29 protein-coding genes and 1 other annotated feature are annotated in these 26619 nt (G+C 34.0%); of the genes, 16 read left to right on the top strand and 13 right to left on the bottom strand.

Going from position 1 to position 26619, the window contains the following annotated elements; genetic code table 11:
* Nucleotides 1–152 precede the first annotated feature (152 nt).
* On the top strand, nucleotides 153–494 hold the full coding sequence (locus tag BN1058_RS11450) for a hypothetical protein (RefSeq protein WP_090857601.1): 342 nt from the start codon (nucleotides 153–155) through the stop codon (nucleotides 492–494).
* A gap of 92 nt (nucleotides 495–586) precedes the next feature.
* Here BN1058_RS11450 and BN1058_RS11445 read toward each other — a convergent pair whose 3' ends face one another.
* Nucleotides 587–1069, bottom strand: coding sequence for a LiaI-LiaF-like domain-containing protein (locus tag BN1058_RS11445; RefSeq protein ID WP_090857599.1), 483 nt, complete (start codon nucleotides 1067–1069; stop codon nucleotides 587–589).
* Nucleotides 1070–1315: 246 nt separating this feature from the next.
* On the opposite strand from BN1058_RS11445, the gene hemA reads away from it, so the two are divergent.
* From hemA to hemL, 5 genes are all read left to right on the top strand, one after another.
* The gene (gene hemA, locus BN1058_RS11440; protein WP_090857596.1) at nucleotides 1316–2689 is read left to right on the top strand and encodes a glutamyl-tRNA reductase; all 1374 of its coding nucleotides are present in this window, start codon (nucleotides 1316–1318) and stop codon (nucleotides 2687–2689) included.
* Nucleotides 2690–2751: 62 nt separating this feature from the next.
* Nucleotides 2752–3687: a hydroxymethylbilane synthase gene (hemC, locus tag BN1058_RS11435; protein WP_090857593.1), complete on the top strand. Its 936-nt coding sequence runs from the start codon at nucleotides 2752–2754 to the stop codon at nucleotides 3685–3687.
* A complete protein-coding gene (locus tag BN1058_RS11430) occupies nucleotides 3680–4459 on the top strand; it encodes a uroporphyrinogen-III synthase (RefSeq protein ID WP_090857590.1) in 780 nt (259 codons plus the stop codon). The genes hemC and BN1058_RS11430 overlap by 8 nt, the downstream gene beginning before the upstream one ends.
* 19 nt (nucleotides 4460–4478) lie before the next feature.
* A complete protein-coding gene (gene hemB, locus BN1058_RS11425) occupies nucleotides 4479–5456 on the top strand; it encodes a porphobilinogen synthase (protein WP_090857587.1) in 978 nt (325 codons plus the stop codon).
* Between the two features lie 21 nt (nucleotides 5457–5477).
* Nucleotides 5478–6779, top strand: coding sequence for a glutamate-1-semialdehyde 2,1-aminomutase (gene hemL / locus BN1058_RS11420; RefSeq protein ID WP_090857584.1), 1302 nt, complete (start codon nucleotides 5478–5480; stop codon nucleotides 6777–6779).
* Nucleotides 6780–6904: 125 nt separating this feature from the next.
* Here hemL and BN1058_RS11415 read toward each other — a convergent pair whose 3' ends face one another.
* From BN1058_RS11415 to BN1058_RS11380, 8 genes are read right to left on the bottom strand one after another with little or no spacing between them, the layout of a single operon-like run.
* Nucleotides 6905–8461, bottom strand: a complete 1557-nt coding sequence (locus BN1058_RS11415; protein WP_090857581.1) for a proton-conducting transporter transmembrane domain-containing protein — start codon at nucleotides 8459–8461, stop codon at nucleotides 6905–6907.
* A 2-nt stretch (nucleotides 8462–8463) separates the two neighbouring features.
* On the bottom strand, nucleotides 8464–9930 hold the full coding sequence (locus tag BN1058_RS11410; RefSeq protein ID WP_090857578.1) for a complex I subunit 5 family protein: 1467 nt from the start codon (nucleotides 9928–9930) through the stop codon (nucleotides 8464–8466).
* Between the two features lie 20 nt (nucleotides 9931–9950).
* Entirely contained in the window at nucleotides 9951–10286 is a 336-nt protein-coding gene (locus tag BN1058_RS11405; protein ID WP_090857575.1) for a sodium:proton antiporter, read from the bottom strand.
* Between the two features lie 2 nt (nucleotides 10287–10288).
* On the bottom strand, nucleotides 10289–11011 hold the full coding sequence (mbhE, locus tag BN1058_RS11400; protein WP_090857573.1) for a hydrogen gas-evolving membrane-bound hydrogenase subunit E: 723 nt from the start codon (nucleotides 11009–11011) through the stop codon (nucleotides 10289–10291).
* The gene (locus tag BN1058_RS11395; protein WP_090857571.1) at nucleotides 11004–11249 is read right to left on the bottom strand and encodes a Na(+)/H(+) antiporter subunit B; all 246 of its coding nucleotides are present in this window, start codon (nucleotides 11247–11249) and stop codon (nucleotides 11004–11006) included. Before BN1058_RS11395 ends, mbhE begins: the two co-directional genes overlap by 8 nt.
* A gap of 14 nt (nucleotides 11250–11263) precedes the next feature.
* Nucleotides 11264–11548 (bottom strand): monovalent cation/H(+) antiporter subunit G, encoded by a 285-nt coding sequence (mnhG, locus tag BN1058_RS14615; protein WP_090857568.1) that lies wholly within the window; start codon nucleotides 11546–11548, stop codon nucleotides 11264–11266.
* Nucleotides 11549–11553: 5 nt separating this feature from the next.
* A complete protein-coding gene (locus tag BN1058_RS11385; RefSeq protein WP_090857565.1) occupies nucleotides 11554–11817 on the bottom strand; it encodes an MrpF/PhaF family protein in 264 nt (87 codons plus the stop codon).
* Nucleotides 11818–11851: 34 nt separating this feature from the next.
* Nucleotides 11852–12364 (bottom strand): Na+/H+ antiporter subunit E, encoded by a 513-nt coding sequence (locus tag BN1058_RS11380; RefSeq protein ID WP_090857562.1) that lies wholly within the window; start codon nucleotides 12362–12364, stop codon nucleotides 11852–11854.
* 265 nt (nucleotides 12365–12629) lie between these two features.
* Between BN1058_RS11380 and BN1058_RS14365 the strand changes: the two genes are divergently transcribed.
* From BN1058_RS14365 to BN1058_RS11360, 5 genes are all read left to right on the top strand, one after another.
* Nucleotides 12630–12806: a hypothetical protein gene (locus tag BN1058_RS14365; RefSeq protein ID WP_176694510.1), complete on the top strand. Its 177-nt coding sequence runs from the start codon at nucleotides 12630–12632 to the stop codon at nucleotides 12804–12806.
* A gap of 26 nt (nucleotides 12807–12832) precedes the next feature.
* On the top strand, nucleotides 12833–13048 hold the full coding sequence (locus BN1058_RS11375) for a hypothetical protein (RefSeq protein ID WP_090857559.1): 216 nt from the start codon (nucleotides 12833–12835) through the stop codon (nucleotides 13046–13048).
* Between the two features lie 215 nt (nucleotides 13049–13263).
* Nucleotides 13264–13695, top strand: a complete 432-nt coding sequence (locus tag BN1058_RS11370; RefSeq protein WP_090857556.1) for a hypothetical protein — start codon at nucleotides 13264–13266, stop codon at nucleotides 13693–13695.
* 246 nt (nucleotides 13696–13941) lie between these two features.
* Nucleotides 13942–15048, top strand: a complete 1107-nt coding sequence (gene spoVID, locus BN1058_RS11365) for a stage VI sporulation protein D (protein ID WP_176694509.1) — start codon at nucleotides 13942–13944, stop codon at nucleotides 15046–15048.
* A 93-nt stretch (nucleotides 15049–15141) separates the two neighbouring features.
* Entirely contained in the window at nucleotides 15142–16161 is a 1020-nt protein-coding gene (locus BN1058_RS11360) for a protein kinase family protein (protein ID WP_141652145.1), read from the top strand.
* A gap of 2 nt (nucleotides 16162–16163) precedes the next feature.
* Here the strand turns inward: BN1058_RS11360 and BN1058_RS11355 are convergent, their stop codons facing one another.
* The 3 genes from BN1058_RS11355 to BN1058_RS11345 all read right to left on the bottom strand — a co-directional run bounded on the left by BN1058_RS11355 (nucleotide 16164) and on the right by BN1058_RS11345 (nucleotide 18031).
* On the bottom strand, nucleotides 16164–16352 hold the full coding sequence (locus BN1058_RS11355; protein ID WP_090857548.1) for a hypothetical protein: 189 nt from the start codon (nucleotides 16350–16352) through the stop codon (nucleotides 16164–16166).
* Nucleotides 16353–16528: 176 nt separating this feature from the next.
* Nucleotides 16529–17311 carry a hypothetical protein gene (locus tag BN1058_RS11350; protein ID WP_090857546.1) on the bottom strand — a complete coding sequence of 261 codons (783 nt, stop codon included), beginning with the start codon at nucleotides 17309–17311 and terminating at the stop codon, nucleotides 16529–16531.
* A 30-nt stretch (nucleotides 17312–17341) separates the two neighbouring features.
* Nucleotides 17342–18031, bottom strand: a complete 690-nt coding sequence (locus tag BN1058_RS11345) for a hypothetical protein (RefSeq protein WP_090857543.1) — start codon at nucleotides 18029–18031, stop codon at nucleotides 17342–17344.
* 249 nt (nucleotides 18032–18280) lie between these two features.
* Nucleotides 18281–18517, top strand: a binding site (T-box leader).
* Between the two features lie 373 nt (nucleotides 18518–18890).
* Here BN1058_RS11345 and BN1058_RS11340 point away from each other — a divergent pair.
* Complete coding sequence (locus BN1058_RS11340) at nucleotides 18891–21539, top strand: valine--tRNA ligase (protein WP_090857540.1); 2649 nt, start codon at nucleotides 18891–18893, stop codon at nucleotides 21537–21539.
* Between the two features lie 333 nt (nucleotides 21540–21872).
* On the opposite strand, the gene BN1058_RS11330 is transcribed toward BN1058_RS11340, so the two are convergent.
* A complete protein-coding gene (locus BN1058_RS11330; RefSeq protein ID WP_090857534.1) occupies nucleotides 21873–22763 on the bottom strand; it encodes an ATP-grasp domain-containing protein in 891 nt (296 codons plus the stop codon).
* A 78-nt stretch (nucleotides 22764–22841) separates the two neighbouring features.
* Between BN1058_RS11330 and BN1058_RS11325 the strand changes: the two genes are divergently transcribed.
* From BN1058_RS11325 to BN1058_RS11310, 4 genes are all read left to right on the top strand, one after another.
* Nucleotides 22842–24104, top strand: coding sequence for a bifunctional folylpolyglutamate synthase/dihydrofolate synthase (locus BN1058_RS11325; protein ID WP_090857531.1), 1263 nt, complete (start codon nucleotides 22842–22844; stop codon nucleotides 24102–24104).
* Nucleotides 24105–24250: 146 nt separating this feature from the next.
* On the top strand, nucleotides 24251–24703 hold the full coding sequence (locus tag BN1058_RS11320; protein WP_176694508.1) for a prepilin-type N-terminal cleavage/methylation domain-containing protein: 453 nt from the start codon (nucleotides 24251–24253) through the stop codon (nucleotides 24701–24703).
* A 2-nt stretch (nucleotides 24704–24705) separates the two neighbouring features.
* Entirely contained in the window at nucleotides 24706–25125 is a 420-nt protein-coding gene (locus BN1058_RS11315) for a PilW family protein (RefSeq protein ID WP_176694507.1), read from the top strand.
* 9 nt (nucleotides 25126–25134) lie between these two features.
* On the top strand, nucleotides 25135–26601 hold the full coding sequence (locus BN1058_RS11310) for a DUF7305 domain-containing protein (RefSeq protein WP_090857521.1): 1467 nt from the start codon (nucleotides 25135–25137) through the stop codon (nucleotides 26599–26601).
* Nucleotides 26602–26619: the final 18 nt, after the last annotated feature.

Below are 26619 nucleotides of genomic sequence, written 5' to 3'. Positions count from 1 at the left end.
CTATTAATAATACAATCAAAAATATAAATAAGGCAGCTTCATAGTCACTAATTAGTGACTATTAAAGCTGCCTTATTTTCTATAAAAAGTAAAAAAACTTTACTACTTTAATTAAAGATCGTTTATAATAAAAATAAGCAGGTGGGAGTTAAATGGGAGAAATCAGTATAGCTTTTATTACCTATGTCATTATAATAGGTATTGCTATTTTTATTGGTTATTCATATGCTTCTTATATGATAAGAAGAACAGGTCAAGTTCTTGCGCAATCATTCATTGCGGGGACAATTATTTTTACACTAGACGTATTTACAATTATCGGCTGGGCTTTCTATACATGGGGAACCAACGAATTTGTATTTATTAATGGTATATTTTTAGGATTTGGTTTACTCATCATAAGTGAGTTGATATTAATTACCTCTTTAGTTATTAAACGAAAAAAAATGGTACAACAATTTAACTATAGTCTAAAAAAGAACACACATAATTAATTTTTATAAAAACGCTTAGTTTTAACTAAGCGTTTTAATTTGCTTATTACATCTCACTACTATTTTCATTGATAAAAACGTTATGCTATGCATTACTTCTTTTTAAACAACAAATATAAACCTAATACTACTAACGTTAATGGCCAAAAAGACTCCAAGAAAGACATGGAAGAATTAATCCAATAAAACCAACCCGGTTTGTTTGAAGCAAAAATTGCAAAAATAGATAATCCAATTAACAACAATCCTGGGAATAATCCAGATTTCGCTTTTTGATAACGAATCATAAAAGCAAGACCAACGATTAGTGTATACACTCCCCAATGCTCAATCCAAAATCCATAATATCTTATCCCATGAAAATGAATTCCTAATCCTAAGAGGATTGCACCTGGAAATAATTTATCATAATCGTTTGCCATGTAAGCGTGTAGTAGAAAAGCCACACCAAGAATAATTAGCAAAGTTGGCCACGAATAAAAATCAGTTATAATTGGTAATTTAAGTTGTCTGAGCAAGAAATAACCACCTATACCAATTAATAAAAATGCTGTTAATGAATGTTGTTTGCGCATAGGTCTCTCCTTATTTATAATAGTTATTACATAATATTCGTTTCTTGATTATCTTTAATAGATATGATAAAGTACATTAGTATTGAATAATAAATGATGTTATTTATATATTTTATCATAGCTTAAACCATTATTGGTGAAAATCGATTTAATGCAATATAATGAATGATTTTCAGCAAATCAATAGATAGATATTTATAGAATAAGTATGTAACGAGGGTTACAAAATACTTGGGGGTAGATAGTGTGCATATCCTTATGGTTGGTGTTAATTTTCGAACTGCTCCAATTGAAATTCGTGAAAAATTGACCTTTCATCAAGACAAGCTCGTCGAGGCGATGCAGACATTAAATGAACAAAAAAGTGTGCTGGAGAATGTGATTGTTTCCACATGTAACCGAACAGAGTTATATGCAGTTGTAGATCAATTACACACAGGACGTTATTATTTAAAACAATTTTTAGCCAATTGGTTTGGGATCGAGAAAGAAGCATTCTCCTCCCATTTAGTAATATATGAAAACGATGGCGCAAAAGAACATTTGTTTCATGTGACATCAGGCCTTGATTCAATGGTCGTTGGGGAAACACAAATATTAGGACAAGTGAAGCACGCCTTTGCTCTAGCTCAATCGAATAAAGCAACAGGTACGATGTTCAATCAGTTATTTAAACAGGCTGTTACATTAGCTAAACGTGCCCATAAAGAAACAGGAATATGTGACCATCCTGTATCAATTAGTTATGCAGCTGTTAATCTAATAAAAAAACTATTCTACGATATTACATCAAAGCAAATTGCCATATTGGGTGCAGGGAAAATGGGAGAATTAGCAGCAAAAAATCTACACGGTTCTGGTATTGAAACAATTACAGTGATGAATCGAACCCTTGATAAGGCGAAAGCGTTGGCAAAACAATTTAATGGACAAGCAGTCACTGTTGCACAACTAGGTCAAACATTAGTAGATACGGATATATTTATTAGTTCAACGAATGCAAATGATTTTGTTCTTACTGAAACAACACTTCGTACAGCAATGGAAAAACGCACAGAAAACCGTCCGCTAGTCATTATAGATATTGCTGTTCCTAGAGATGTAGATCCTAACGTAGCAAACATTGATAATGTATACCTGTATGACATTGACAACTTACAAGATGTCGTTGATAGTAATGTTGCAAGAAGACGTCAAGCTTCTGAGAAAATTGAATTAATGATTGAAGGAGAGATTGTCGCATTTAATCAATGGGTAAACACATTAGGTGTTGTCCCTATTATTTCATCTTTACGTGAGCATGCACTAGGTATACAAGCCGAGACAATGGAAAGTATTGAAAGAAAGATTCCTGATCTAACAGACCGTGAAAGAAAAGTGATTAGCAAGCATACGAAAAGTATCATTAACCAATTATTAAAAAAACCAATATTAGAGGCAAAAGAGTTAGCTGTCGAACCAAATGCAACAGAATCTTTAGACCTTTTTATAAAAATATTTGGTATAGAAGATTTGGTTAATCAAAAAGTAAAAGAACAGGTGAAACAAAATAATGTTATTGCATTAGAAGCAGTTGATAAACAATCTAAGAAAGCTTTGGAGAATGTTGCAATACACTAGCCTATACCCCATCCGTGAAAAGATGGGGTATTATTCCTATTATGAACAAAGGATGATGAACGATGCGAAAAATTATTATAGGTTCCCGTAAAAGTGAACTAGCAATCACGCAAACCGAATGGGTAATTGATAAATTAAAAGCTGCTGGAGCCCCCTTTACTTTTGAAATAAAAAGAATCACAACAAAAGGTGATAAGATTTTGAATGTTACTTTATCAAAAGTTGGGGGAAAAGGGTTATTTGTAAAAGAAATTGAACAAGCAATGTACAATGAAGAAATTGATATGGCTGTGCATAGTATGAAAGATATGCCAGCTGTCGTTGCAGAAGGCCTAACGATTGGTACTATTCCAGAACGGGAAGATCATCGAGATGCTTTAATTTCAAATAATCATGTAAAATTAATGGACTTACCAAAAGGAGCAATTGTTGGGACAAGTAGTTTACGGAGAAGCTCGCAGATTCTTGCTGCTCGTCCAGATTTAGAAATAAAGTGGATAAGAGGAAATATTGGAACGCGTCTTCGAAAGTTAAAAGAAGAAGACTTTGATGCGATTATATTAGCTGCAGCCGGCCTAAGTAGAATGGGCTGGAGTAAAGAGATTGTTACGGAGTATTTAGATCCAACATTGAGTGTTCCAGCAATTGGGCAAGGTGCACTAGCGATTGAATGTCGTGAAACGGATAAAGAATTAATCAAATGGTTAGAAAAAATTAAAGATGAAGAAACTGCAAATACAGTAACCGCAGAGCGTACCTTCTTACATTTACTTGAAGGAGGATGTCAGGTTCCTATTGGTGGGTATGCTAGGATTGATAAAAACGAGATTGTGTTATCAGCATTAGTTGCTACACCTGATGGTGAAACTGTCTTACATGAAGAGGTAAGAGGGAAAGACCCAGTCCAAGTAGGTGAACGTGCTGCTCAACTTCTAAAAGAAAGAGGAGCGCAAGCAATTGTTGATCGAGTAAAGCAGGAGTTATCTGAAAATGAGTGATCCACTGAAAGGTAAAAAGATCCTTGTAACTCGGTCATCTGAACAGGCACGACCGATGATGGAAGGTCTTTATGCGTTAGGTGCTGAACCAAAGCATGTTCCATTAATAACTTTTCAAGCAAAGTGCGTTGATGAGAACAGGAAAAAACTAAATCAAATAAAAGATTATGATTGGATTTTTTTCACAAGTGCAAATGGTGTGCGTTTTTTCTTTGAAAATATGCAATACTATCAAATAAGTCAGTCACAACTTAAAGATGTAAAATTTGCTGTTATTGGTGAGAAATCTGAACAAACATTGCAATTTTACGGTTATCAAGCTAGTTTTTTACCAAGTAAGTATCAAGCAACCGAAATGGCAGATCAATTTGTATATTTTTTTGGTAAGGACAATCGTGTGCTTCTCGCTTTAGGAAATAAAAGTTCACTTGAGGTGCAGAAAGTATTAACAAATAAGGCAATTGAAACAGAGATGATTATCGTTTATGAGACATTAAATGAAACTGCATATCAAGAAGCATTAACAAAATGGATCAAACAAGATAAACTGGACGTTTATACATTCACTAGTCCTTCTACTGTACATTCCTTTGACGATCAAACAAAAGGTATACCTGATGAGACTGCGTATATTAAAAATAATCGACTATGTGTATGTATTGGTACAACAACAGAACAGGCTGCGTTAGCAAGTGGCTTTCAGCAAGTACTTATACCAACAAAATTTACTACAGAAGCTATGATTCAGGTCATTTCTGAATATTTTTCATAATGAAGTAAGGGGTGTAATAATGAACGAGCAAAACTTTAAAAGACATCGTCGACTTCGTTCTTCAGATGCAATGCGGGCATTGGTTCGTGAAACATATTTAACAACTAATGATTTAATTTATCCACTGTTTGTGGTAGAAGGAGAAGAGATTCGGACAGAAGTTGTTTCCATGCCTGGTGTGTACCAAGTTTCGTTAGACTACTTGGATCAAGAAATACAACAATTAGAGCAATTGGGTATCCGTGGGGTATTACTATTCGGTATACCAAAAGAGAAAAATGAAGTGGGGACTCAAGCCTATTGTGAAGCAGGTATTGTACAAGAAGCATTGAGACGGATCAAAGAGCGTTTTCCGACTATGCTAACTATAGCTGATACGTGTTTGTGTGAATACACATCACATGGACACTGTGGGGTAATACATAAAGATGGACATGTTGACAACGATCAATCATTACCTTTGCATGTGCAAACAGCTGTCTCACAAGCGAAGGCCGGAGCTGATATCATCGCACCATCCAATATGATGGATGGCTTTGTATCAGCAATAAGAAAAGGACTTGATGAAGCGGGCTTTAAAGAAACACCAATCATGTCTTATGCAGTGAAATATGCATCTGCTTTTTATGGTCCTTTTCGAGATGCAGCCGATAGTGCACCACAATTTGGTGATCGCAAGCAATATCAAATGGATCCATCTAACCGAATCGAAGCCTTTCGAGAAGCAGCATCTGATGTAGAAGAAGGCGCAGACTTTTTAATTGTAAAGCCTGCTTTATCCTATATGGATATTATTCGTGACATTCGAGAAAGACAAGATGTTCCGGTCGTAGCTTACAATGTTAGTGGAGAATACGCAATGGTCAAAGCAGCTGCGCAAAATGGTTGGATCGATGAAAAAGCAGTTGTGCTAGAATCACTAACAGCGATGAAGCGAGCAGGAGCTGATTTAATTATTAGCTACCATGCCAAAGATGTGGCAAACTGGTTGCAATAAAAGAAAGGATGAATTCTTACAATGAAATCATTTAACCATTCCATTGATGCCTATAAAGAAGCAGTAGATTTAATGCCTGGTGGTGTTAACTCACCAGTGCGTGCATTTAAATCGATTGGTATGAATCCAATTTTTATGGAACGCGGTAAAGGATCAAAAATTTACGATATTGATGGAAACGATTATATTGATTATGTGTTAAGTTGGGGACCGTTAATACTTGGTCATGCACATCCAAATGTGGTAGACAAATTGAAAGAAGTAACGGAGAACGGAACGAGTTTTGGTGCACCAACCATTTTAGAAAATGAATTAGCCAAAGTAGTCATTGATCGTGTGCCATCAATTGAAATGGTACGAATGGTTAATTCCGGTACGGAAGCAACGATGAGTGCATTGCGTTTAGCGCGTGGCTATACAGGTCGAAATAAAATTCTTAAATTTGAAGGTAATTATCATGGGCATGGTGATTCTCTATTAATTAAGGCGGGTTCAGGTGTAGCAACACTTGGTTTACCAGATAGTCCTGGTGTTCCAGATTCTGTTGCAGCTCATACCATTACTGTTCCTTATAATGATTTAGAAAGTGCGACATATGCATTTGAACAATATGGTGATGATATCGCAGCGGTAATTGTAGAGCCTGTATCTGGGAATATGGGGGTAGTTCCACCGTCTGAACCATTCTTACCTGGCTTACGTCAGCTAACAGAACAATATGGTTCAGTATTAATTTTTGATGAGGTAATGACTGGTTTTCGTGTAGGCTACAATTGTGCACAAGGTCATTTTAATGTTACGCCAGACTTAACTTGTTTAGGAAAAGTTATCGGTGGAGGATTACCTGTTGGCGCCTATGGTGGAAAGCGTGAAATTATGGAAAAAGTCGCGCCAACTGGTAATATTTATCAAGCAGGTACATTATCTGGAAACCCGTTAGCAATGACTGCAGGTCTAGAAACATTAAAAGCAATGGATAAGTCTGCTTATCAAAAGTTGAATCAAAAAGTAGATCGCTTGATTGAAGGTTTTATGCAAGCAGCAGAAGATTTTCAACTTGATTTACAAGTAAATCGTGCAGGTTCGATGGTTGGCTTTTTCTTTAATGATCAACCAGTAGTTAACTATGAAATAGCTAGCAAATCAGATGTAAAACGATTTGCCAGTTACTATCGTCAAATGATAGAGCAAGGTGTGTTTCTTCCACCATCTCAATTCGAAGGTGTATTCTTATCTACTGCACATACGGATGAGGATATTGAAGAAACAATCAAAGCAGTACGTACAGCCTTTGAATATATTTCAAAAGAAGAAAAGTCTTAAAAATAAAAAATAGAATAACTCTTAGGCTATTCTATTAACCAAAAATGCAGCTATCGATAACAGGATAGCTGCATTTCTTAAATTGTTTTTATAGAATGAACCGTGTTATACATGATGTACTCCTGTTAAAACATGAACAATAACAACAAAATAATTAAAGTAGAAGTTGCCCAAAGCAAATATTTATTTAATTTTCCGTCATGATAATTACTTAAATGGTAGCCTGTAGTCATAAATAGTTTAGCCATGTTAAGGTAAATATCAAAATATAGAAACCTTTCATAGTTCTTCACTATATATTTTTTGAATAAAATAAATATAGGAATGGACCAGAGAAAAGGTTGAATTCCACTTAAGAGATGTTTTTTATCGAAATAATGAAGGTCTACATGCATATTCGTTAGATTTTCTAAAAAAAATGGATGAATACCAACTAATAGCATAAGAACAGTTAAAAATCCTATGCCTAACTGCATGCTGACGGGTGGTTTTTTATCTACTTTACGATCACTATTTTTGAAAAATGCATAATAGATAAATTTTAAAAATATTATACAAGTCCCAAAGCTCATCACGTTTAACCCCAAGGTTAATATGGGATCCTGTATGGCTTCTTTAATAATGCTTTTACTCATATACCCATTAAAAAAAGGAACGCCTGCTATACCCATAAAAGCTACAAATGTTGCTATTGAAGTTATCGGAAGTTTCCTGCCCATGATCCCAAGATTCTCAAAACTATCCTTCCCTGTTGTATAAATGACAACTCCCACTACCATAAATAATACAGTTTTATATAATATGTGATTAACGAGGTGAAAAATAGCTCCTGTAATTCCCTCTGTAGTACCAATACTAATACCAATAATCATAAAACCAACCTGGATGATGATGGAATAGCATAACAATTTAAGCACACGCTTTTGTTTTAAGGACATTGCAATTCCAAATAACGCAGAAATGAGGCCTGCATAAGCCAAACTATTTATCCCGGACAGTAGGCGACTCATTACATATACCCCCACCTTTGTTGTATAGATGGACAAAATGACTGCCACATAAAAAGGAGCTTTGCTGTATGCTAATGGCAACCAAGTATGAAAACCGACAAAGGCCAACTTAATGGCTATCGCGATCATAAAAAAAGGAATTCCAACCTCTATATTATTTAAAGAGAAATTACCTGTAGCTGAGTATTGTAAGAATATACCCCATAATAAACTTAAACCGCCTGCCACGTGCATTAGAAAATAATAATATCCCGTTTTCTTAGTTACATCACTTGTCATTATAATAAGAAAAGAGGAGCTGATAGTCATTAACTCCCAGGCAACATATAGAGTAAACAGATCACCGGAAAAAACCGCGGTTAGTGCACTACCAATAAACACAAATATTAATCTTAAATGACTTAGGGAACACATACTAATGGAATAAATCACAGCAGCCAAGCCACCGACAGCAAAAATTAGTCCTGTTAATTTATTAATGTTGTCTACTTTGAAAGGAACTAAAGTAAATGTTAGAAAATCCAGTTGTACACTATATCCAGGTATTAAGTGCAAAGTAATAATAATGGCTGCTACAGTGACAAGGAAAGATAACATGTACTTCAGCTTTTCATAAACGGGGAAAAGTAAAAGTATAGCACCTATAAAATATAAGAAACCTGGAGTAATCATCGTTAACCTCCTAGTAATACTCGAATGTATTCTCCATTATCCAGCAAAAATGTTGGAATTTTATTAATTAAACGTAAAGGTAATGAAGGCACTACTCCAAATACAATACATAAACTACCAAGAAATATAGTTGGTAAGCTTAAAGATAAACCTGGTTCTTCTACTACTATTTCTTTGTCATTTTTTGTATATAATGTAATGATTACTTTTAAATAATACGTTAAAGATAAAAACGTTCCCACCAGTATAAAAAAAGCAGCATAAACAAAACCAGATTCTAAAGCTGCTTCAACAATAAGCCATTTACTGATAAATCCATTGAAGGGAGGTAGGCCCACGATTGCAAGGGAAGCAACCACAAAAGTAAAGGAAAGTATGGGAAATTTATAGGCCAGTCCTTTAATATCTTCTATATTAACAGCGCTTAGACTATAATAAAAAATTGCTGTTACTAGAAATAAAGTTCCTTTCATTATAGCGTGATTTAAGATGTGGAAGTTACCACCGATTAATCCACCTTCCGTACCTACAAATAATCCAATCATGATATACGCTATCTGGGCAATGCTGGAATACGCAAGAAGTCGGCTTAAATTTGATTGCTGAAAGGCTAATAAATGAGCAACAATAAAAGTAATTACTCCCCAGAAAACACCAATTTGTAAAAGTCCACTCTTATCTAGAAAATCAATTCCAAAAATAATATATAATACTTTTATTAATGCATATACAGCAGATTTCATTACCAATCCCGATGATAAAACATTGTAAGGGATAGGGGAATCTTCATACGTATCTGGAAGCCAGAAATGTAAAGGAATTAATCCTATCTTTAGTACATAACCAAAAACAAAAAAGGCCATAAGTGCACTTTTTATCTTAAAAGGGATCTCGTTAAATTCCAGAGAAATTTCTGCTATATTTAAAGTACCGGTTAAATAGTAAGTTAAGATTGTAGCTAGTAAAATAAAAAAACTACCTAACGTAGACATAACCAAATACTTATAAGCACCTTCTAATCCTTTATTCGTTTTTTTTAATGCCACCAAAGCACAAGAACTTAGAGAGCTAACCTCTAAAAATACATACAGATTAAATAAATCGGCAGTAAGAACCATTCCTGCAATGCCGGCTGTCATTATATAGGTAAAAATAAAATATTCATGTTTATAACTTTTAATATATTTTACGGAAAAAATAATAACAGGTAAAAATAATAGGGCGATAATCAATAAAAATAGGCCCGAAAAAGGGTCAACCATTAAATTTATTCCAATTAGTCGCCACGCCCCAACACTATAAACATTTGGGGGATAACTATTATTGATAACTAAAATTAATAAATAAAGATAAATAATCGCACTACTGATTACCAAAGGAACAAAAATCTTTTTAACATATACCTTAGAAATGCCGATAAAAAATGCGGTTAATAAAGGTAAAATGATAACCCAGACAGCAGCTTCCATTATTGTCCTCCCAATGAATATTATCCTCTCAGTTTTCGAAGCTTATCCACATTTAGCGTTCTATATCTTTTGTACAGCTTAATTGTCACTGCTAACATGACAGCTGTAACACTTCCCCCAATAACAATTGTTGTTAGGGCAAGTGCCTGAGGGATAGGATCGACTACTATTTCATATTGCCTATCTAAAATAGGTGCAGTTCCACCTGGGGTATAACTTATCAAGATTAATAATAAAATCAAAGAAGACTCTAAAATCGTAAATCCCATAACCATCTTTATTATATTTTTATTGGAAATTATCGTATAAATTCCAAGGCAAAACAAAATTATTACTGCAATATAAGATATTTGCACTATTATTTCTCCTTAATCAAACTATTAAAAATGATGGCCAGACCTGCTCCTACTTTGATACCAATCATTATATTTAAGTAAGGGATTAATCCTGCACTAATCAATTCCCCAGCATCTCCTAGGCTAACATTAGCTTGTCCATTTGCTAGAAAATTGCTTCCCGTTAGTATCCCTAGTAATCCTATTAAAACAAAACCGATAGCGCCTATATCTTCTGATACCTTTTTTTTGTCAGGTTTAAATTTATATTCAGAAAATTCAACACGATAAGTTATTGTCAATAAAATGGGGATTAAAGCAATAACTACTCCTCCAACAAAACCCCCACCAGGAGCTAGATGACCAAAAAATATTAAATACATTCCCAAAATTGCTAAAAATGGAATAAAAACTTGTGTAGTTTGAGAAACAATTATTGTAAAGGGAGTACCGCGCATTTTATCTTTTGTTATAGGAACGAGAAAAGATAAAATAGCAGCTGCTGTTAAAAGTACAGTTGCTTCACCCAACGTATCAAAAGCACGGTAATCATATAGAACTGAAGTAACTATGTTTATAGCACCTGTTTCCTGTACCCCTTCAGAAATATAGTGGTCAGATAAATATCTTTTACTATTGCTTTCAAGATTATGTATGTCATAAAATATGAATAATAAAAAAATAGCAAGCGATACAACAAGTCCTATTTTATAGAGTTTTTTGGATATGACATTGATTCTATTCATTCTGTTCATACTCCGTTTTGTTTATGGTAATTACAAAAAAGAAAGTAGTTAAGCCGGAAGCAATAACAGCTTCAGCTATAGCAGGACCAGGGGCCTGGAGAATTACAAAAATAACTACTAGAATAGCACCGAATATGGGGAGAGTAATAACTGAGGTTAATATATCTTTAGTAAACACCATAAAAAATGCAGTAATTAATAAAAATATCATTAACATATTAAATATAAGATCAATCATGAACTTACCTCCAATCACTTATTAGTATAATTAGTAGCGGAATTGGCTATCACATGAATAGCTATCGGATTGGTGAGTAATAAGAAAAATATTATTACAAGTAATTTTAAAGAAACAAACCCGATTCCTTCCATTACTATACAACCCATTAACACTGAAATAGCTGCGGCTATCAGACATTTAGAGCCAGCATGTAAACGGGTATACAAATCAGGAAAACGAATCATTCCCACAGCAGTACTTAACAAAAAATAAATGCCTATAATTAAAAATATATAAACAAATAACTGTATTAACATATTAATTAATCACCAACTTTTTCCTTTATTGGTTTTGAGAAATATTTGTCCAAAATTAAAACATTTACAAATAAAAAAACCCCATAAACTAAAGCTACGTCAATAAAAATTTTTCTTTCAAAATAAAAACTTAATAAAACTAAAACCAATAAAAACATAACACCTATTGTATTCATAGCCATTATTCTATCAGCTATACTAGGGCCTTTAATCACTCTATAAAAAGTTGAAATAGCTAATAAGATAATTGCTAGTATAAAATAGAGCACTACTATCAACCTCCCGCATTTCTCCAAAAAGGTGCTACTTAAATGAAACAAATATTTTAGCTATTAAGTTCTCATGTTTATGAATCAGTGCATGCTTTTCTTTTGCTTTATCGTCATTGTGGATATCTATCCAGTGAATAGAATAGTCTCTATTTATAACATCAATATCTATACCCAGGCCCATTTTAGGTAATGTAATAAAATAAACTAAAATTTCAGTTCTGCTTTTATTTTTAAGAGATGTTTTGCTTGCAGCGATACTGGTAGAAAAAGAAGGTTTAAGTTTAAATGCTTGTTTGGATACTCTGAATGCAGATAAAAATACATCAGATATGTAATTGCTGAACAACAAAAATATGTAATATATTCTTAGTGAAAATTTTTTTGTGCCATATTTCAGTTGTACTGATCTAGGAACATTATCTGTTAACGTAAGCGATACAATAGAACAAATAATAGTACCCAACAAAAACACCTCGATATTGATTTGGCCAACAAAAATAAACCACAATGCTAAAGTAAGAATAAATGTTGATAACTGCTTCAAATTATATACCTCATTTTAAATTTAGTAGTTCTTATTATTACCATAAGAAGCGTTATTATGATTGAAATATCTAAATTAAAGCTAAGGATAGTTTTAATGCGGTGATTTCGTTTGGAATTCCAGGGCATATCAATATCACTTGAAGTATGGAACTTTTTTAGTTTTTTTTCGTCAATATTATTGGAACTAAATTTAAAAGTGACTCAAACTGGTGTTGGTTATGAAGGACAAATGCAAAAGTTACTGAAAATACGGAGGTTGTTCAATGGAAAACAAGGAAAAGTTTAAAATCATAACAGAGAACAAAGAAATAATTAAAATTATATTGCTTTTTATTATTGCAGCTTCAATGGTCTTTTTTTCACTTCAAATAAAAGACCTGATACAAGTACTAGAAGAAATAGCCACTAATCTGAGTTACCTGTATCTAACGATCAGTTAGCTTTAAGAAGGAAAGGAGATGTGTGTATGAATCAACAAAAGAAAAATGGTTTTAATTTGAAGCAATGGTTGGGATTTATAATTGTTGTGTTATCATTATTGGTAGATGTCAATATTATCCGTCCTGAAAATGGTCGAGGTCCTATATTAGGTTTTTCTTATTTAGCTTCAACAGGTATAGTAGTAGGTGCAATAATAATGTTTGTTTACGTCTATAAAAATAAAAAAATGCAAGCAAAATAGTGTCTAACTATAGGGAGCTAATGTATAACAAGGAGCTATTGATATAAAAAAAATTAATATTGGGTCATTTATATCTTCATTAGGATTATCCGCGTTTTTGAATTCGTTTTGGTTTTTGGAAACTTATTAAGCTAGCAGTGATCTTTAATGGATTAGTTTTATGATCAAATAAATAGGAGAAGTAAATTGAATATAGAATGAAAAGGAGTAATAGGATGGTTTTAAAACAAAAAGTAATACTGTTTATTTGGGTATTTGGTTTATTATTTTTCTTATTAGGCTGTCAACAAAATTTTGATAATAAAACTGATCAAAACAGCAATGCCATTATAGATTATGAGTATCTCTCTTTGGATGGCGAGTATTCTAATGAAATCAATAACTGGTTAAATAAAGTGAGAAATGATACTGATGAAGATTTGAATTACCTTAGTTTAGATAATGGAAAACAATATGTGTATGGAAGGGGATATAATAAAGCAAAAGTTTCTTATACATATGAAGGTTTTGACGGGGAAATAAATCGTTCAATAAAGGCGACTTTACTTAAAGGTGAAAATAGTGAAGAAATTTTTATTAGAATAACCTCTGACACTGATGTTGATGAAATCACTTTAGATGTGACTGATGATAAAAAGCAGTTTTAATTAATAGAATAACACATCAGCGTCAGCGTTATGGCTGGGTGCTCCCTCCCTAAATCAATCCTTCAATTTTCTCACTATTCCACCGCACCAATAAAAGTAAAAACCTTTTCTTCTCCCTCCTCACAAATTGTACATCTATTCTGATCTTCTTTACATCTTTTAAGCATATCTCTTTATTGAAATCATATACCTGTAAAAGAGAAGGTTGTTTGTCTAGTGGTATTTGATTTGGAGAGGAGGAATTTTGTGTCAGATTATAATCAGAATGTATTTACATTTGAATTAGATGAGTCACTACGATTGAAAAACGGACAGGAAGTAGGCGAGATGATCCATATTTCGTTAGAGCCTGAAATCTCTATTCAAACATTTTCAGATCATATATCTGTCCGAGGTGTTATGGAATTAAAAGGGGAATATTATGTAGACCCTGATGCTGATCTAAGTTATGTTGATGAAGTGCTTGATATTCGGGAGTACCCAAATCAACGATATTTGGATATCGTTGAGCGACAAGAAGAGAGTGTGAATTATTTTGCACATCAATTTCCTGTTGAGATATCTATTCCATCACATCGTGTTTCTAATTTAGATGATGTTTTAGTAGGCATTGAATCGTTTGACTATGAAATCCCAGAACAAAGTCAACTTCGTTTAAATGCGACAATTGCTATACACGGCATTGATTGTGTTGATAATGAAGAACGTAATGAAGAGCTTGAGGGTGATAGTGAATCAGTGGAAGACAAGATTGAATCTGATGGAGAAACGAGCGATTCAAATACGTTTCGTTTTGAGGTGGAAGAACCAGAAGCAACAACACAACCAGAAGAGTTAGATGAAGAGGTAGGATCAAATGAAACAGAAGAAATAGAAATATCGAATGAATCAAGTCAAGACACACCAGACAATGATGAAAATGAAAAAGCAGGGCGGTGGCCAACACACAAATCGCAATCATTTGCCGATTTTTTTGGTAAGAAAGAAGAGTCCCCTGAATCACCAGAGTCCACGGAGGAATTTGAATCCTCTGAATCAATTGAATCAATTGAGTCTGTTAATGATATAGAATCAATGGAGAGTATAGAAATTAATGAACAGCCATCCGCAGAGTCTCCTGAAGTACAAAGAACGGAAGACGAAACAAGTATTGTTCATTTATTTAACCATGGTGAGGAAGAATCTTACACTAAGTTGCGTATGTGTATTGTACAAGAATCAGATACATTAGAAGCAATTGCTGAGCGCTATGATGTATCAACGATGCAGTTATCACAGACAAATGATTTAGAGAATGATGACGTATTGGCTGGTCAAATTTTATATATTCCTAATAAACGTAAAAAGAAATAACTATTTAATTTTTATTACTTTATTATGTTTGCTTTTTCTTGGTAGCTACACATCGCTGTGTTGTTACCTTTTTTCTTTATGATTTATAAGGAGGTGAACGGGATCGATCAATTAACGCAGGTATTAAATCAGTATGGATTAAAGCACTTTAGAGCGGAAAAAATAACTTCTCGGCTATGGAAAATATATAGCCAGAATGGAATCTTCGCACTAAAAATGTCATCACTCACACCAAATACGTTAAATAAATGGTATGACATCTATCAGTTAAGAGAAAAAAGTCAATTGTCTTTTATTTTGCCTGTTTTTCGTAATTTACAAGGTAATATCTTTACAACCTACCAATCATTCATCTATTATGTCATGCCATGGGTAGATCAACAAGATAGTACACAAATGAATGTCTCATATAAAGATTTTTTTGGATTATTAGGCAAATTACATGAAATCACTAAACAACGTCACTATGTTAATCTTTCGTTGACAGAAGAACAGATAAAGTTGAATAAACTTGAAACGGAAAAGAAATTTTCATTACTGTTAGATTATATTGAGCAAGTTGAACAAAAACGTTACCTATCTCCTTTTGGTTTAGAACTCTGTACACAGTTCCATGAAATTGAAACGATATTTCATAGGCTCAACAACTGGTATGATAACTATTTAACAGATATAAAGGATGAAGAAATAGGATATCAGTCGGTATGTCATGGTTTTGCAACAGCCTCACATTATGTTGCAAATGCCGATCAAGGCTATCTAATCAACTGGGAGCATACGCATATAGGTGATCCTATGACAGAGATTGCATCCTTCGTTTATTACCAGACAGCTACACATGATACGGACATGTCACAGATCACCCAAGCAATTCCTTATTATGAAAAAAATTATCCACTTACTAATAGTCAACGTAGCTTATTAGCGATTTATTTATTACAGCCTGATCCTTATCTACAGATCATTGAACAGTACTTTGAAAGGAAAAATAAACAAATAGAACTGATTCCTTCACTGCTGCAAGATTATCGCAGGTTAATGGCAGGATTAATGATACAAGAACAGCAGCAAGTAGCTCGAGACAAAATGTTAGAAAACAGTCAAGAACAATAATGTTAGATCCACTCTAAATAAAAAGCTACATAAATACCAGTAAATAGCCCAAGTAAGAATACATCTAATGTAGTTGGGAAAAATAATGTACGAAGACATTGCACGATCAAAACAGGTAACATACATCGTTCAATAATGATTAACCAAGTTCGGCACCATGGTGGTAAACGATAACGATAGTAACGACTCATGATTTACACCTCAAATCATTCTTTTGGTGTATAGTATGTGTTCCATAAAGCAGATGTGCTAGTTATGATAGGATTGTGAAATCAATTGTTTATCACGGTTTAATCTTTAGATAAATCCATCACAGAAAAAAATTAAGGTGCCTCTAAAAGCTAAGCTTTTAGAAGCACCTTATAAATTACCAATTAGACTGTTTTTTAGCAGGGAAATATATTGAATTAGCGCTTGGTAATGAGTTAGCAATTTCCAATAAAATAGATTGCGTAACATTACCAGAGATAACAATTAACTGACTGGAATCATAGTAGAATAAATTAGGCTGATTAAATACATCGAAATCTAAATACGCACTTGTACCATTATCAAGTTTTAATTGTTTAGATTTATTACTTGGATTAAAATTATATCTGTCAAATTTAGTAATAGCTACAATTGTTTCTTTATCTACAAATACCCAGATATCACCATCTTCTTGTGTGTCCAAATTGATAGAATTAAATTTATTCATTGGTAAAGCTAATCCTAATTTATTGTTATAATTGTTTTCAGCTTGATATTTAATTCTCAACAGAGAGTTGATATACCAATTTATGTCATGTTTATATTGGAAAACAGCAAAATTATGTTCACCTTCTGGAGAGCGTATACCTACGATACTATTTGATCCGATAATAGTTTCAAATAATATTGATTTTCGTGTTGGAAATTTCTTTTTCCCATCCTCAAATTCTACTTCAAATTGTTTAATTACAGCTTCTGATGGTGAGACTTTTTTAGGGGCTTCGTGTATATAAACTTGTTTTACGATACTATTATTTATAGATTCAGAATCATTTAAAAGAGCAATTCCTGATGAATTTTTTTCTTGTTTTGTTTTATTTAAATCATTTTGATTACTTTCACAACCTAAGGTAGCAAGTAATGTTAATATACTTAAGCAAAAATATAATCTCCATTTCATTCATCTTCCATCCTTCTATTATGTTAATAATTAATAAGGATATCGTTCAGTTCTAGCAAGTTTTGCTTTATATTTAGGGCCTTTTACGGTTAAATAGTTTTTATTGTGTTGATAGCAATCTCCACTCAGATAATAGTAGTATCCTTTCCAAGTTTCTGAATGTGTTCCATAATCAATCCATCCCCAATCTCCTGGTTGAACTTTAATCTTAGTGGATTGAGAGGTATACCAAGTTTTACTACCACCTATTTCGAATCCAGCTGTTGCTTCTATCGGTCCCCATCCCCAAGATCCAGAGCCACTAACATAACCTGATATAGTGGTATTAGATGAGAGTTTAGAAACTTCCTCTAAAGTGTTAGAAGTGTCATTGATAACCCTGCTACCAGAACGCCCTTTTTGGAAACCTGCTGAAGTTCTTGAACCATCAAACCGGTCTCCCGGATAACAAGCATTACCTCTAGGTTCAATATTTTGCGAGAATTTCCCTTCTTTTATCTCAGGTTTATTAGAATCTTGAGGAATTACAAAATCATCGTCCTGATTTATAAAAGAATCAATGTCTTCTTTCGGTACTTCATACTCCTGGCCTCCAATATAATAGTATGCATTTTGGACATTACTATTTGAATCTGTGGAAGCGGAAGTAGTGATTACACCTGTAAAAAATAATGCAGAACAAATAGCAATTGAAGCAAAACTCTTTTTCATAGTTATCATATTATAACTCTCCCTTATTAAATTTTTTAACATTATTAAAGAAATAATGCTATTACCTTTATAATAACATAAAAGTTTAAATTTTCAATAAATTTTGAAATAAATTACACTTTAAACATAGTGCTTAATTTTGGAAATTTAGATTAAATTGAGTGTATATAAGTTAAAAATTATTACTCTGCTAATCTTTATGTATTGACTTTTGTGGTATGAATTGTTTACAATAACGAATATATAATTGAATGAATTCGAAATGTTAGGAAGAGGAAGAGTACAGAATTGACCCCAACAGAGAAGAAAGCCATTTGCTGAAAGGTTTTCTAGGATTGTCTATTTTGGAATGTCGCCTCAGATGCAGCTTCTCAGAAATAGTAGTAAGAGCAGCCGGTGAAGAATCGTTATATCATTAATGAGTGTGCATGTAAGCTTATTTATACATGCAAATGAAGGTGGTACCACGGAAACTAAACCCTTTTCGTCCTTTAATTAGGATGAAAAGGGTTTTTTACGTCCATTTCATATAGATATTAGGCTCTATATTAAAAGATGTGGATTCTTTTGTTGAATAAAGTAAAAGTGTTAGGGGGTTTTTAACGCATGAGAACCCTAGCAGAGAGAATATATGAGACTCCTGCGGTAACAGCACGCGTCCGAAGATCCACTTGGATGTATGTTAGACTAAGACCGTCACGTCCTGTGACAACGTCTAACTGACCCACCTCATGTGGGCCCGAGGCCGTGCCCGCGGAAAGCGAATATATTTTAGCTGCGGTTCAAGAGTAATCACTATTTAAAAATAATGATGGGTAATATTTTTTCATAAACAATAGTTTTTTAAGAAACTAAGGAGGATTATAGCATGGAGCAAAACAATACGAATTTACCACCAAAGTACGATCCAGCAGCAGTTGAAAAAGACCGCTATGATTTCTGGGTAAACGGAAAATTTTTCGAGGCAAGTGGAGACACAGATAAAGAGCCATTTACCATTGTTATTCCACCACCAAACGTAACAGGAAAGTTACACATTGGTCATGCATGGGATACAACACTTCAAGACATCATTACACGAATGAAGCGAATGCAAGGGTATGATGTGTTATATCTACCAGGGATGGATCACGCTGGAATTGCAACACAAGCTAAAGTAGAAGCGAAATTAAAAGAGCAAGGAACAAACCGATATGAACTTGGTCGGGAAAAGTTTCTTGAAAAAGCTTGGGATTGGAAAGAAGAGTATGCTTCTTTTATTAGAGAGCAATGGTCTAAATTAGGATTAGGTTTAGATTATTCTAGAGAGCGTTTTACATTGGACGAAGGACTTTCAAATGCAGTAAAAGAAGTGTTTGTTTCTTTGTATGAAAAAGGCCTGATTTATCGTGGGGAGTATATTATTAACTGGGACCCGGCTACAAAAACAGCTTTGTCCGATATTGAAGTAATTCATGAAGAAGTAAAAGGTCATTTTTATCATATGCGTTACCCGTTAAAGGATGAAGAAGGGTCAATTGAAATTGCGACAACTCGTCCAGAGACAATGCTTGGTGATACGGCGGTTGCTGTGAACCCTAATGATGAACGTTATCAGTATTTGATTGGTAAAAAAGTAATTTTACCGATTGTAGGTAGAGAAATTGAAATTGTAGCTGATGACTATGTTGATATGGAATTCGGATCAGGAGCAGTAAAAATCACCCCTGCCCATGATCCAAATGATTTTGAGGTTGGTAACCGTCACAATCTAGAACGCGTTTTAGTAATGAATGAAGACGGAACAATGAATGAGAACGCTGGTAAATACCAAGGGCTTGATCGCTTTGAATGTAGAAAGCAATTAGTAGCAGATTTACAAGAACAAGATGTTTTATTTGAAATAGAGGAGCATATGCACTCTGTTGGTCACTCTGAACGAAGCGGTGCTGTAGTAGAGCCTTATTTATCAACACAATGGTTTGTAAATATGGAGCCTTTAGCAGAAGCGGCAGTAGAACTCCAGAAAAAATCAGAAGACGAAAAGGTTAATTTTGTACCAAACCGTTTTGAAGGAACGTACCTTCACTGGATGGATAATATTCGTGACTGGTGTATTTCACGTCAGTTATGGTGGGGACACCGAATTCCAGCTTGGTATCATAAAGAAACTGGCGAATTGTATGTAGGGAAAGAAGCGCCAGCTGATAGTGAAAACTGGGAACAGGATAGTGATGTATTAGATACATGGTTCTCCTCTGCATTATGGCCGTTTTCAACATTAAATTGGCCAGACACAGAAGATGCGGATTTCAAACATTTCTTCCCAACAAATGTGTTAGTAACTGGATATGATATTATATTCTTCTGGGTAGCTCGAATGATTTTCCAATCAATTGAATTCAATGATGAACGTCCATTTAAAGACGTGTTAATTCATGGACTTGTTCGTGATGCTGAAGGAAGGAAGATGAGTAAATCATTAGGAAATGGTGTTGATCCAATGGAGGTCATTGATCAATATGGTGCAGATGCATTACGTTATTTCCTTGCAACAGGTTCTACACCTGGACAGGATTTACGCTTCCAATATGAAAAAATCGAATCAACTTGGAATTTTATTAATAAAATTTGGAATGCTTCTCGATTTGTTTTAATGAATTTAGAAGGATTGAAGTACGAAGATATTGACTTGTTAGGTGAAAAATCAGTTGCTGATAAATGGATCTTAACACGCTTAAACGAAACCATAGAACAAGTAAATAAACACACGGATAGATACGATTTCGGTGAAGCCGGTCGCCACCTTTACAACTTCATTTGGGATGACTTCTGTGATTGGTATATCGAAATGGCAAAGCTTCCATTGTATGGTGATGATGAAGCCGCAAAGCAAAAAACAAGATCGATCCTTGCTTATGTGTTAGATCAAATCATGCGGATGCTTCACCCATTGATGCCTTTTGTTACAGAAGAAATTTGGCAGTACCTTCCACATGAAGGAGAATCAATCACACGTGCCGCATGGCCGGTTGTACGTCCAGAATTACATGATGCACAAGCTGCTGAAGAAATGAATCGTCTTGTTGGAATTATTCGTTCTGTGCGTAATATTCGTGCGGAAGTAGATACACCAATGTCTAAGCAAATTGTGTTACTTGTAAAAGCTGGAGATGAGACAATTCAATCACAATTACAAGAAAATCGTCATTATTTAGAGCGATTCTGTAATACGAGTGATTTAACCATTGCTACAGAAGTAAATACACCAGAAAAAGCAATGTCTGCAGTAGTTACTGGCGCAGAATTGTACTTACCTATAGAAGGTTTAATCGATATCGATAAAGAAATCGAACGACTAAATGCAGAGTTAGATAAATTAAATAAAGAGGTAGAGCGTGTACAGAAAAAGCTTTCAAATGAAGGATTTGTTAAAAAAGCACCTGAAAAAGTAGTAGAAGAAGAAAAACAAAAAGAAAAAGACTATCTCGAAAAGCGTGCAAAAGTACAGGAAAGATTACAAGAGCTAAAAGGTTAGATATAAAAGTCCAAGCAAAAATTGCTTGGACTTTTATTGAAAAATAAGAGGGCATAAAATTTTTTTGCTTTGTTACGTGCTTGTTCTTGCAATGAATATTTTAAAAACCAAATTCCAAGATCACTGGCCACGCATTTTTGAAGGAAACAAGGGTCAGATGCGTCCAGTTATGAAAAAATATGCGATCATCGACAGCTTTGCTGGAGATGATCGCACATTATCCGGCGAAATCGCACATTATCCGGCGAAATCGCACATTATCCGGCGAAATCGCACATTATCCGGCGAAATCGCACATTCCTTGGTCACAAACGGGTGATAGGCACTCATATTTTAACTTGTCAATTTTTTTACTATCCAAGTTATAATATGTTCCGCAATATTTACGCCTGTATAATCATAAATATTCTTAATATGTGCACTCGTGTTCACTTCACAGACAATCGGCTCTTCTTTTTCATCATATAAAAGATCCACACCCGCAAAGTCAGCACCAACCGCTTTAGCAGCCTCAATTGCTATTTTTTGCTCTTTTATAGTAGGTAGGTGTGCCTTCACTGTACCTCCAACAGAAACATTTGCGCGAAAATCATCATGCGCTGTGCGTGCTAATCCAGCAACAATCTCATTGCCTACCACGTATATACGTAGATCTCTTCCATAACTTGAGTCAATAAATTCCTGAAATAAAAATGGTCGATCAGCAATTTCACTTATTTTTACCTCTAATTCCTCTCGATTAGGAATCAAATATACTTGTTGCCCATAAGAACCATAACCTTCCTTGATAATGAAAGGATATTGAAAAATTTTCTCTAGTTGATGAAAGTGAGCTAGTTGTATTGGATTTGCTTTAGAAAATATTTTTGGTGCGATGACTGTTTTGGGAATTGCAATATTAGCTTGATGTAACACAGGATACATGTCTACTTTATTATCGCAGGTGGCAATCGCTTGTACCGAATTAAATACGGGAATACCAATCGCCTCTAGTTGTTTTGCCAACGCAATATCTTTATCAATGAAAATAACGAAATCAGGCTTGTTCTGGTAATTTAGTGTATCTAGTAACGACTTACCCTTATCTAATAATACAAATAGCTCATTGTTTTTTCGTTGTTCAATTGTCATATCGAATTTCTTGCCTGCATTATGTATCCATTGTGAAAAGGTGAGAAACGCCTCGCTTTGTAAATGTCCATTATAAATTACCCATCCATGCATTATTTCTAAACCTTCCTTGTCATGATTTGATATACTATATTATGACGGAAAAACATTGGTTATGGAAGTAGGTATAAGATGCTACAAACAATAGAAGAACTAAATCAATTTTTAGATATAAGAGAATCGATAGGGATAAAACCGGGATTACATCGCATGAAATATCTTTTAGAAGCTTGTAATCATCCAGAAGAAAGGCTTCAAGCTATTCATATTGCAGGAACGAATGGTAAAGGATCTACTGCAACTTTTTTAAGTGGAATTTTACAAGCGAGTGACCATGTTGTAGGAACATTTACTTCGCCTAGTCTAACGAATCGTCAGGGGATGATTCAGATAAATGGTGTAGCAATTTCTAATCAAAATTTTTTAAGATATTTTAATAATTTATATATCGCACTAACAACTTTAGACGAACAGGATGATCCGGCTAGTAACTTTGAAATCATGGTTACTATCGCCTTTCAATATTTTGCAGATCATACGACATATACCATTATAGAAGCGGGAATGGGAGGATTGGAAGATGCAACGAATTGCTTTAATCCTATTCTGTCAATTATTACATCAATAGATTATGATCATACATATTATTTAGGTAGTCATCTGGAATCAATTGCTACACATAAAGCGGGTATCATTAAAAAAAATTGCCCTGTTATTATTGGACAATTACCAAACGGTGCAAAAAAAGTGATTGAAAAGAAAGCATCGGAACAGGCAACAGCTATCTATCGATATGGTATAGATTTTTGTGCAGAACAACAGGACACGCGGTCTCTTTATAACGATGAAGATCTAGTTTTTCCTTTTCAGTTAAATATGGTAGGTGATCATCAGAGACATAATGCTGCCATTGCTATTAAAAGTGCGCGTTTACTAATGAATCAAGAGAAGTCTATCACGTTTAAAGCCATACAAACAGGCCTATTAAAAGCTGTTATACCAGCTCGCTTTGAGATCATCTACCAGAATCCAATGATTATAATTGATGGTGCGCATAATGTGGCTAGTATAAATGCATTTAGAAGTACAGTTGTAAAAGAGTATCCAGACTATAAAAAACATTTATTGTTTGCAGCATTTAAAGATAAACCACTGGAACAAATGATCAGACAGGTTGATTCCACTTTTGATGCGATTACATTTACCACTTTTAATCATCAACGAGCAGAAACAGCAGAGGCATTAATAGCATTGTCTAATCATAAAAACAAAGCAATCACAAATAATTGGTGCCAATTTTTACAAGAGAAAATACAAAGCAATCATGATAAGGAGATTATTTTTGTTGTTGGATCTTTAGCGTTTGTAACACACGTTCGAAAAGCTATCCAATGACTGAGGTTGTTCTCGATTATATAAAAGATTATACTAATAATCACAACTTGTTAAAAAAATATAGCTTTTATTACCTAGTAAACTAGTATAATATGGTATTTAATAGAAGAGCCAGTTGAGAATGTAAATAATAAGAGGTGGGGAAAGTGCAAAGAAGCAATTTAAAAAATCAAAATGGATTAACCTTGGTTGAAGTACTCGTTTCTATTTTAATATTATCAATCATTATTGTTACTTTTCTCACTTTTTTTATCCAATCTGAAAAAAACACAAATGTATCTGAAGATGTGTTGGATGCTTCCTATGTTGCGCAAACTCAATTAGAACGGCTCTATTATGAATCAGAAACTTTAAATTATGATGCATTCATTCAGTTTATTCGTTCACAAGCAGATAGCTATCAATCGATCAAAGATCTCGAAAAGGTAGTACGTTTTGAGAAAGAATTTAAAGTAGAAACAGTCGTTCAACCAGCAAAGAATCAAGATAACGAGGTTATTCATGACTTGTATGCAGTAATTGTTAAAGTCTATGATCAAAATAGTAATCTAAAAGCCCAGATGGAAACAAAGCTATTTTTTGAAGGGCAGGAGGAATAATGATGCTTAAAAATGAAAGAGGCATCACATTAGTTGAATTACTAGCAGTCTTAGCTATTTTGTCGATTGTAATTGCATTAATTAGTTCAGCTCATTTGTTTGGTCAGAAGCAATATATTAAACAAACGGATGAAATTGAAACGCAAGATGAAGTTCGCTTTGTAATGAGTCAGCTTACTACCGATCTTCGTTCTGTTACGGAAAATAAGATCATGAAAAAAGAAAACGAATTAATCATTGGTAATCACACATATCGTCATAGTGGTAATACATTGTATCGTAATAATGATGCGGTTAGTAGAATGATTGATCAATTTACTATTGAGATTACCGAATCAGGGATAGGAATAGCGATTAGTAGTGTTGCGAATAAACAAGGAGAGCAAAGTGACTTAGAGACGACTATTTATTTTAGAGAGTAGGTGAAAGGATTGGATAGAGTATGGAAAAATGAATCAGGTGCTAGTCTCGTTTTAGTTTTATTAACATTAACTGTTTTGACTATGCTTGGCACAGCAATTGCTACTGTTTCCTACGCACATCTAAAGTTAACTACAAAGGATCGTGATTATCAATCCACCTACTACATTGCAGAAGCAGGCGTTCATCAAACCTATGCAAAAATTAATTCTATTGTTTCATCTGTGTATAGCATGACAAGTAGTGAAGCAGAATTCTATGCTGTATTGAATAGCAAAATAGATCCATTGAATGATAAAGTATTAACTAATTTTTCAAAGCATTTTGGTGAGAATCCAATAGCTGAAATTGAAGTAAAACAACTTACAGATGGGAATCCACGAGAGTATCAAATTATTTCGAAAGGGACAATAGGTAATCAAGTAAGAACAGTATCTAGACCATTTCGAATCAATTGGCAATCCGACAATGGAATAGCTATTCCTGAGCAAGCTGTAGCGGTAATAAAAAGTACTATATCTTTAAAAGGTGGTGCCTGGATAGAAGGAGACATCTATATTGCTTCTTCTAATGCAAAAACAATACAGATGTCAGGTGGTACAAAGATAACAAATGGCATTGCATATGTACCAAAGGAATCAGTAGATAATGCGCTTGATTTACCCAAACATTTTGGTGGAGATCCCCCTACGGTGAAAGAAAACCATTATGCGATTCCATGGGCTGATTATCGTACAATTGTTGATTCATTCCCAATTATTCCCGCATACACATTAGCAGAAGATGAAACAATTGGCGGTTCATTTAATCGTTTTGACGTAATTAAAAATGGGAATCTAAATATAAACAGCTGGCAAGCAGATAATTATACTTTTGATTTAAATAGAGATACTTCATTTAAAAATATTACTTTAAAATCAAATAATAAATTGAATATTGATACTAATGATCAAGATCATAATATAGTGGTTGATAACTTGAATATTAATAATGGTGTCATTGAGTTAAAAGGCTCTGGGAAAGTGAATATTTATGTTAAAAATAATTTTAAAATAGGAGCTGGTAGTACGCTGAATCAAAATGCTTCAACAGAGCAACTAAATATCTTTTTAGCTGGTAAAAATCAAAAAGTAAAGATAAGTGGTGGACAAAGCATAAACGGTTCATTATTCGCTCAAGATGCAGATGTTACACTAAGTGGTGGCGGAAGGTTTAATGGATATATGGTAACTGGCGGGAATAAAGTAACGTTTAATGGGGGGGTATTTTCAAAATTATTCCTTTTAGCACCCGATGCTACAGTTGATGCTGGAGGTGGAGTAAGCATATCCGGAGCAATTATTAGTAAGGAATTTAACGGGGGTGGAGGTGCAAAAGTGGATTATCAAGCAGTGGATCTAGGAGATTTTCCGTTTAGTACTGAAAACTCCTCTTTAGACGATCTAATCACAAAAGAGCCTCCGAGAGAAATACATTAAGCTAAGCATTAGGAAGAG

Origin of the sequence: Paraliobacillus sp. PM-2, from assembly GCF_001368815.1 — a bacterium.
Taxonomy (GTDB): domain Bacteria; phylum Bacillota; class Bacilli; order Bacillales; family Amphibacillaceae; genus Paraliobacillus.
Note: the sequence above shows the minus strand (reverse complement) of the source record. Positions and strands in the feature narration are given on the sequence as shown.

Bases quoted from the DNA above. Each gene is read 5' to 3' on its own strand.
- BN1058_RS11450 (WP_090857601.1), top strand. From the start codon at position 153: ATGGGAGAAATCAGTATAGCTTTTATTACCTATGTCATTATAATAGGT.
- BN1058_RS11445 (WP_090857599.1), bottom strand. From the start codon at position 1,069: ATGCGCAAACAACATTCATTAACAGCATTTTTATTAATTGGTATAGGT.
- hemC (WP_090857593.1), top strand. From the start codon at position 2,752: ATGCGAAAAATTATTATAGGTTCCCGTAAAAGTGAACTAGCAATCACG.
- BN1058_RS11430 (WP_090857590.1), top strand. From the start codon at position 3,680: ATGAGTGATCCACTGAAAGGTAAAAAGATCCTTGTAACTCGGTCATCT.
- hemB (WP_090857587.1), top strand. From the start codon at position 4,479: ATGAACGAGCAAAACTTTAAAAGACATCGTCGACTTCGTTCTTCAGAT.
- hemL (WP_090857584.1), top strand. From the start codon at position 5,478: ATGAAATCATTTAACCATTCCATTGATGCCTATAAAGAAGCAGTAGAT.
- BN1058_RS11415 (WP_090857581.1), bottom strand. From the start codon at position 8,461: ATGATTACTCCAGGTTTCTTATATTTTATAGGTGCTATACTTTTACTT.
- BN1058_RS11410 (WP_090857578.1), bottom strand. From the start codon at position 9,930: ATGGAAGCTGCTGTCTGGGTTATCATTTTACCTTTATTAACCGCATTT.
- mbhE (WP_090857573.1), bottom strand. From the start codon at position 11,011: ATGAATAGAATCAATGTCATATCCAAAAAACTCTATAAAATAGGACTT.
- BN1058_RS11395 (WP_090857571.1), bottom strand. From the start codon at position 11,249: ATGATTGATCTTATATTTAATATGTTAATGATATTTTTATTAATTACT.
- mnhG (WP_090857568.1), bottom strand. From the start codon at position 11,548: ATGTTAATACAGTTATTTGTTTATATATTTTTAATTATAGGCATTTAT.
- BN1058_RS14365 (WP_176694510.1), top strand. From the start codon at position 12,630: ATGGAAAACAAGGAAAAGTTTAAAATCATAACAGAGAACAAAGAAATA.
- BN1058_RS11375 (WP_090857559.1), top strand. From the start codon at position 12,833: ATGAATCAACAAAAGAAAAATGGTTTTAATTTGAAGCAATGGTTGGGA.
- BN1058_RS11370 (WP_090857556.1), top strand. From the start codon at position 13,264: ATGGTTTTAAAACAAAAAGTAATACTGTTTATTTGGGTATTTGGTTTA.
- BN1058_RS11355 (WP_090857548.1), bottom strand. From the start codon at position 16,352: ATGAGTCGTTACTATCGTTATCGTTTACCACCATGGTGCCGAACTTGG.
- BN1058_RS11350 (WP_090857546.1), bottom strand. From the start codon at position 17,311: ATGAAATGGAGATTATATTTTTGCTTAAGTATATTAACATTACTTGCT.
- BN1058_RS11345 (WP_090857543.1), bottom strand. From the start codon at position 18,031: ATGATAACTATGAAAAAGAGTTTTGCTTCAATTGCTATTTGTTCTGCA.
- BN1058_RS11340 (WP_090857540.1), top strand. From the start codon at position 18,891: ATGGAGCAAAACAATACGAATTTACCACCAAAGTACGATCCAGCAGCA.
- BN1058_RS11330 (WP_090857534.1), bottom strand. From the start codon at position 22,763: ATGCATGGATGGGTAATTTATAATGGACATTTACAAAGCGAGGCGTTT.
- BN1058_RS11325 (WP_090857531.1), top strand. From the start codon at position 22,842: ATGCTACAAACAATAGAAGAACTAAATCAATTTTTAGATATAAGAGAA.
- BN1058_RS11315 (WP_176694507.1), top strand. From the start codon at position 24,706: ATGCTTAAAAATGAAAGAGGCATCACATTAGTTGAATTACTAGCAGTC.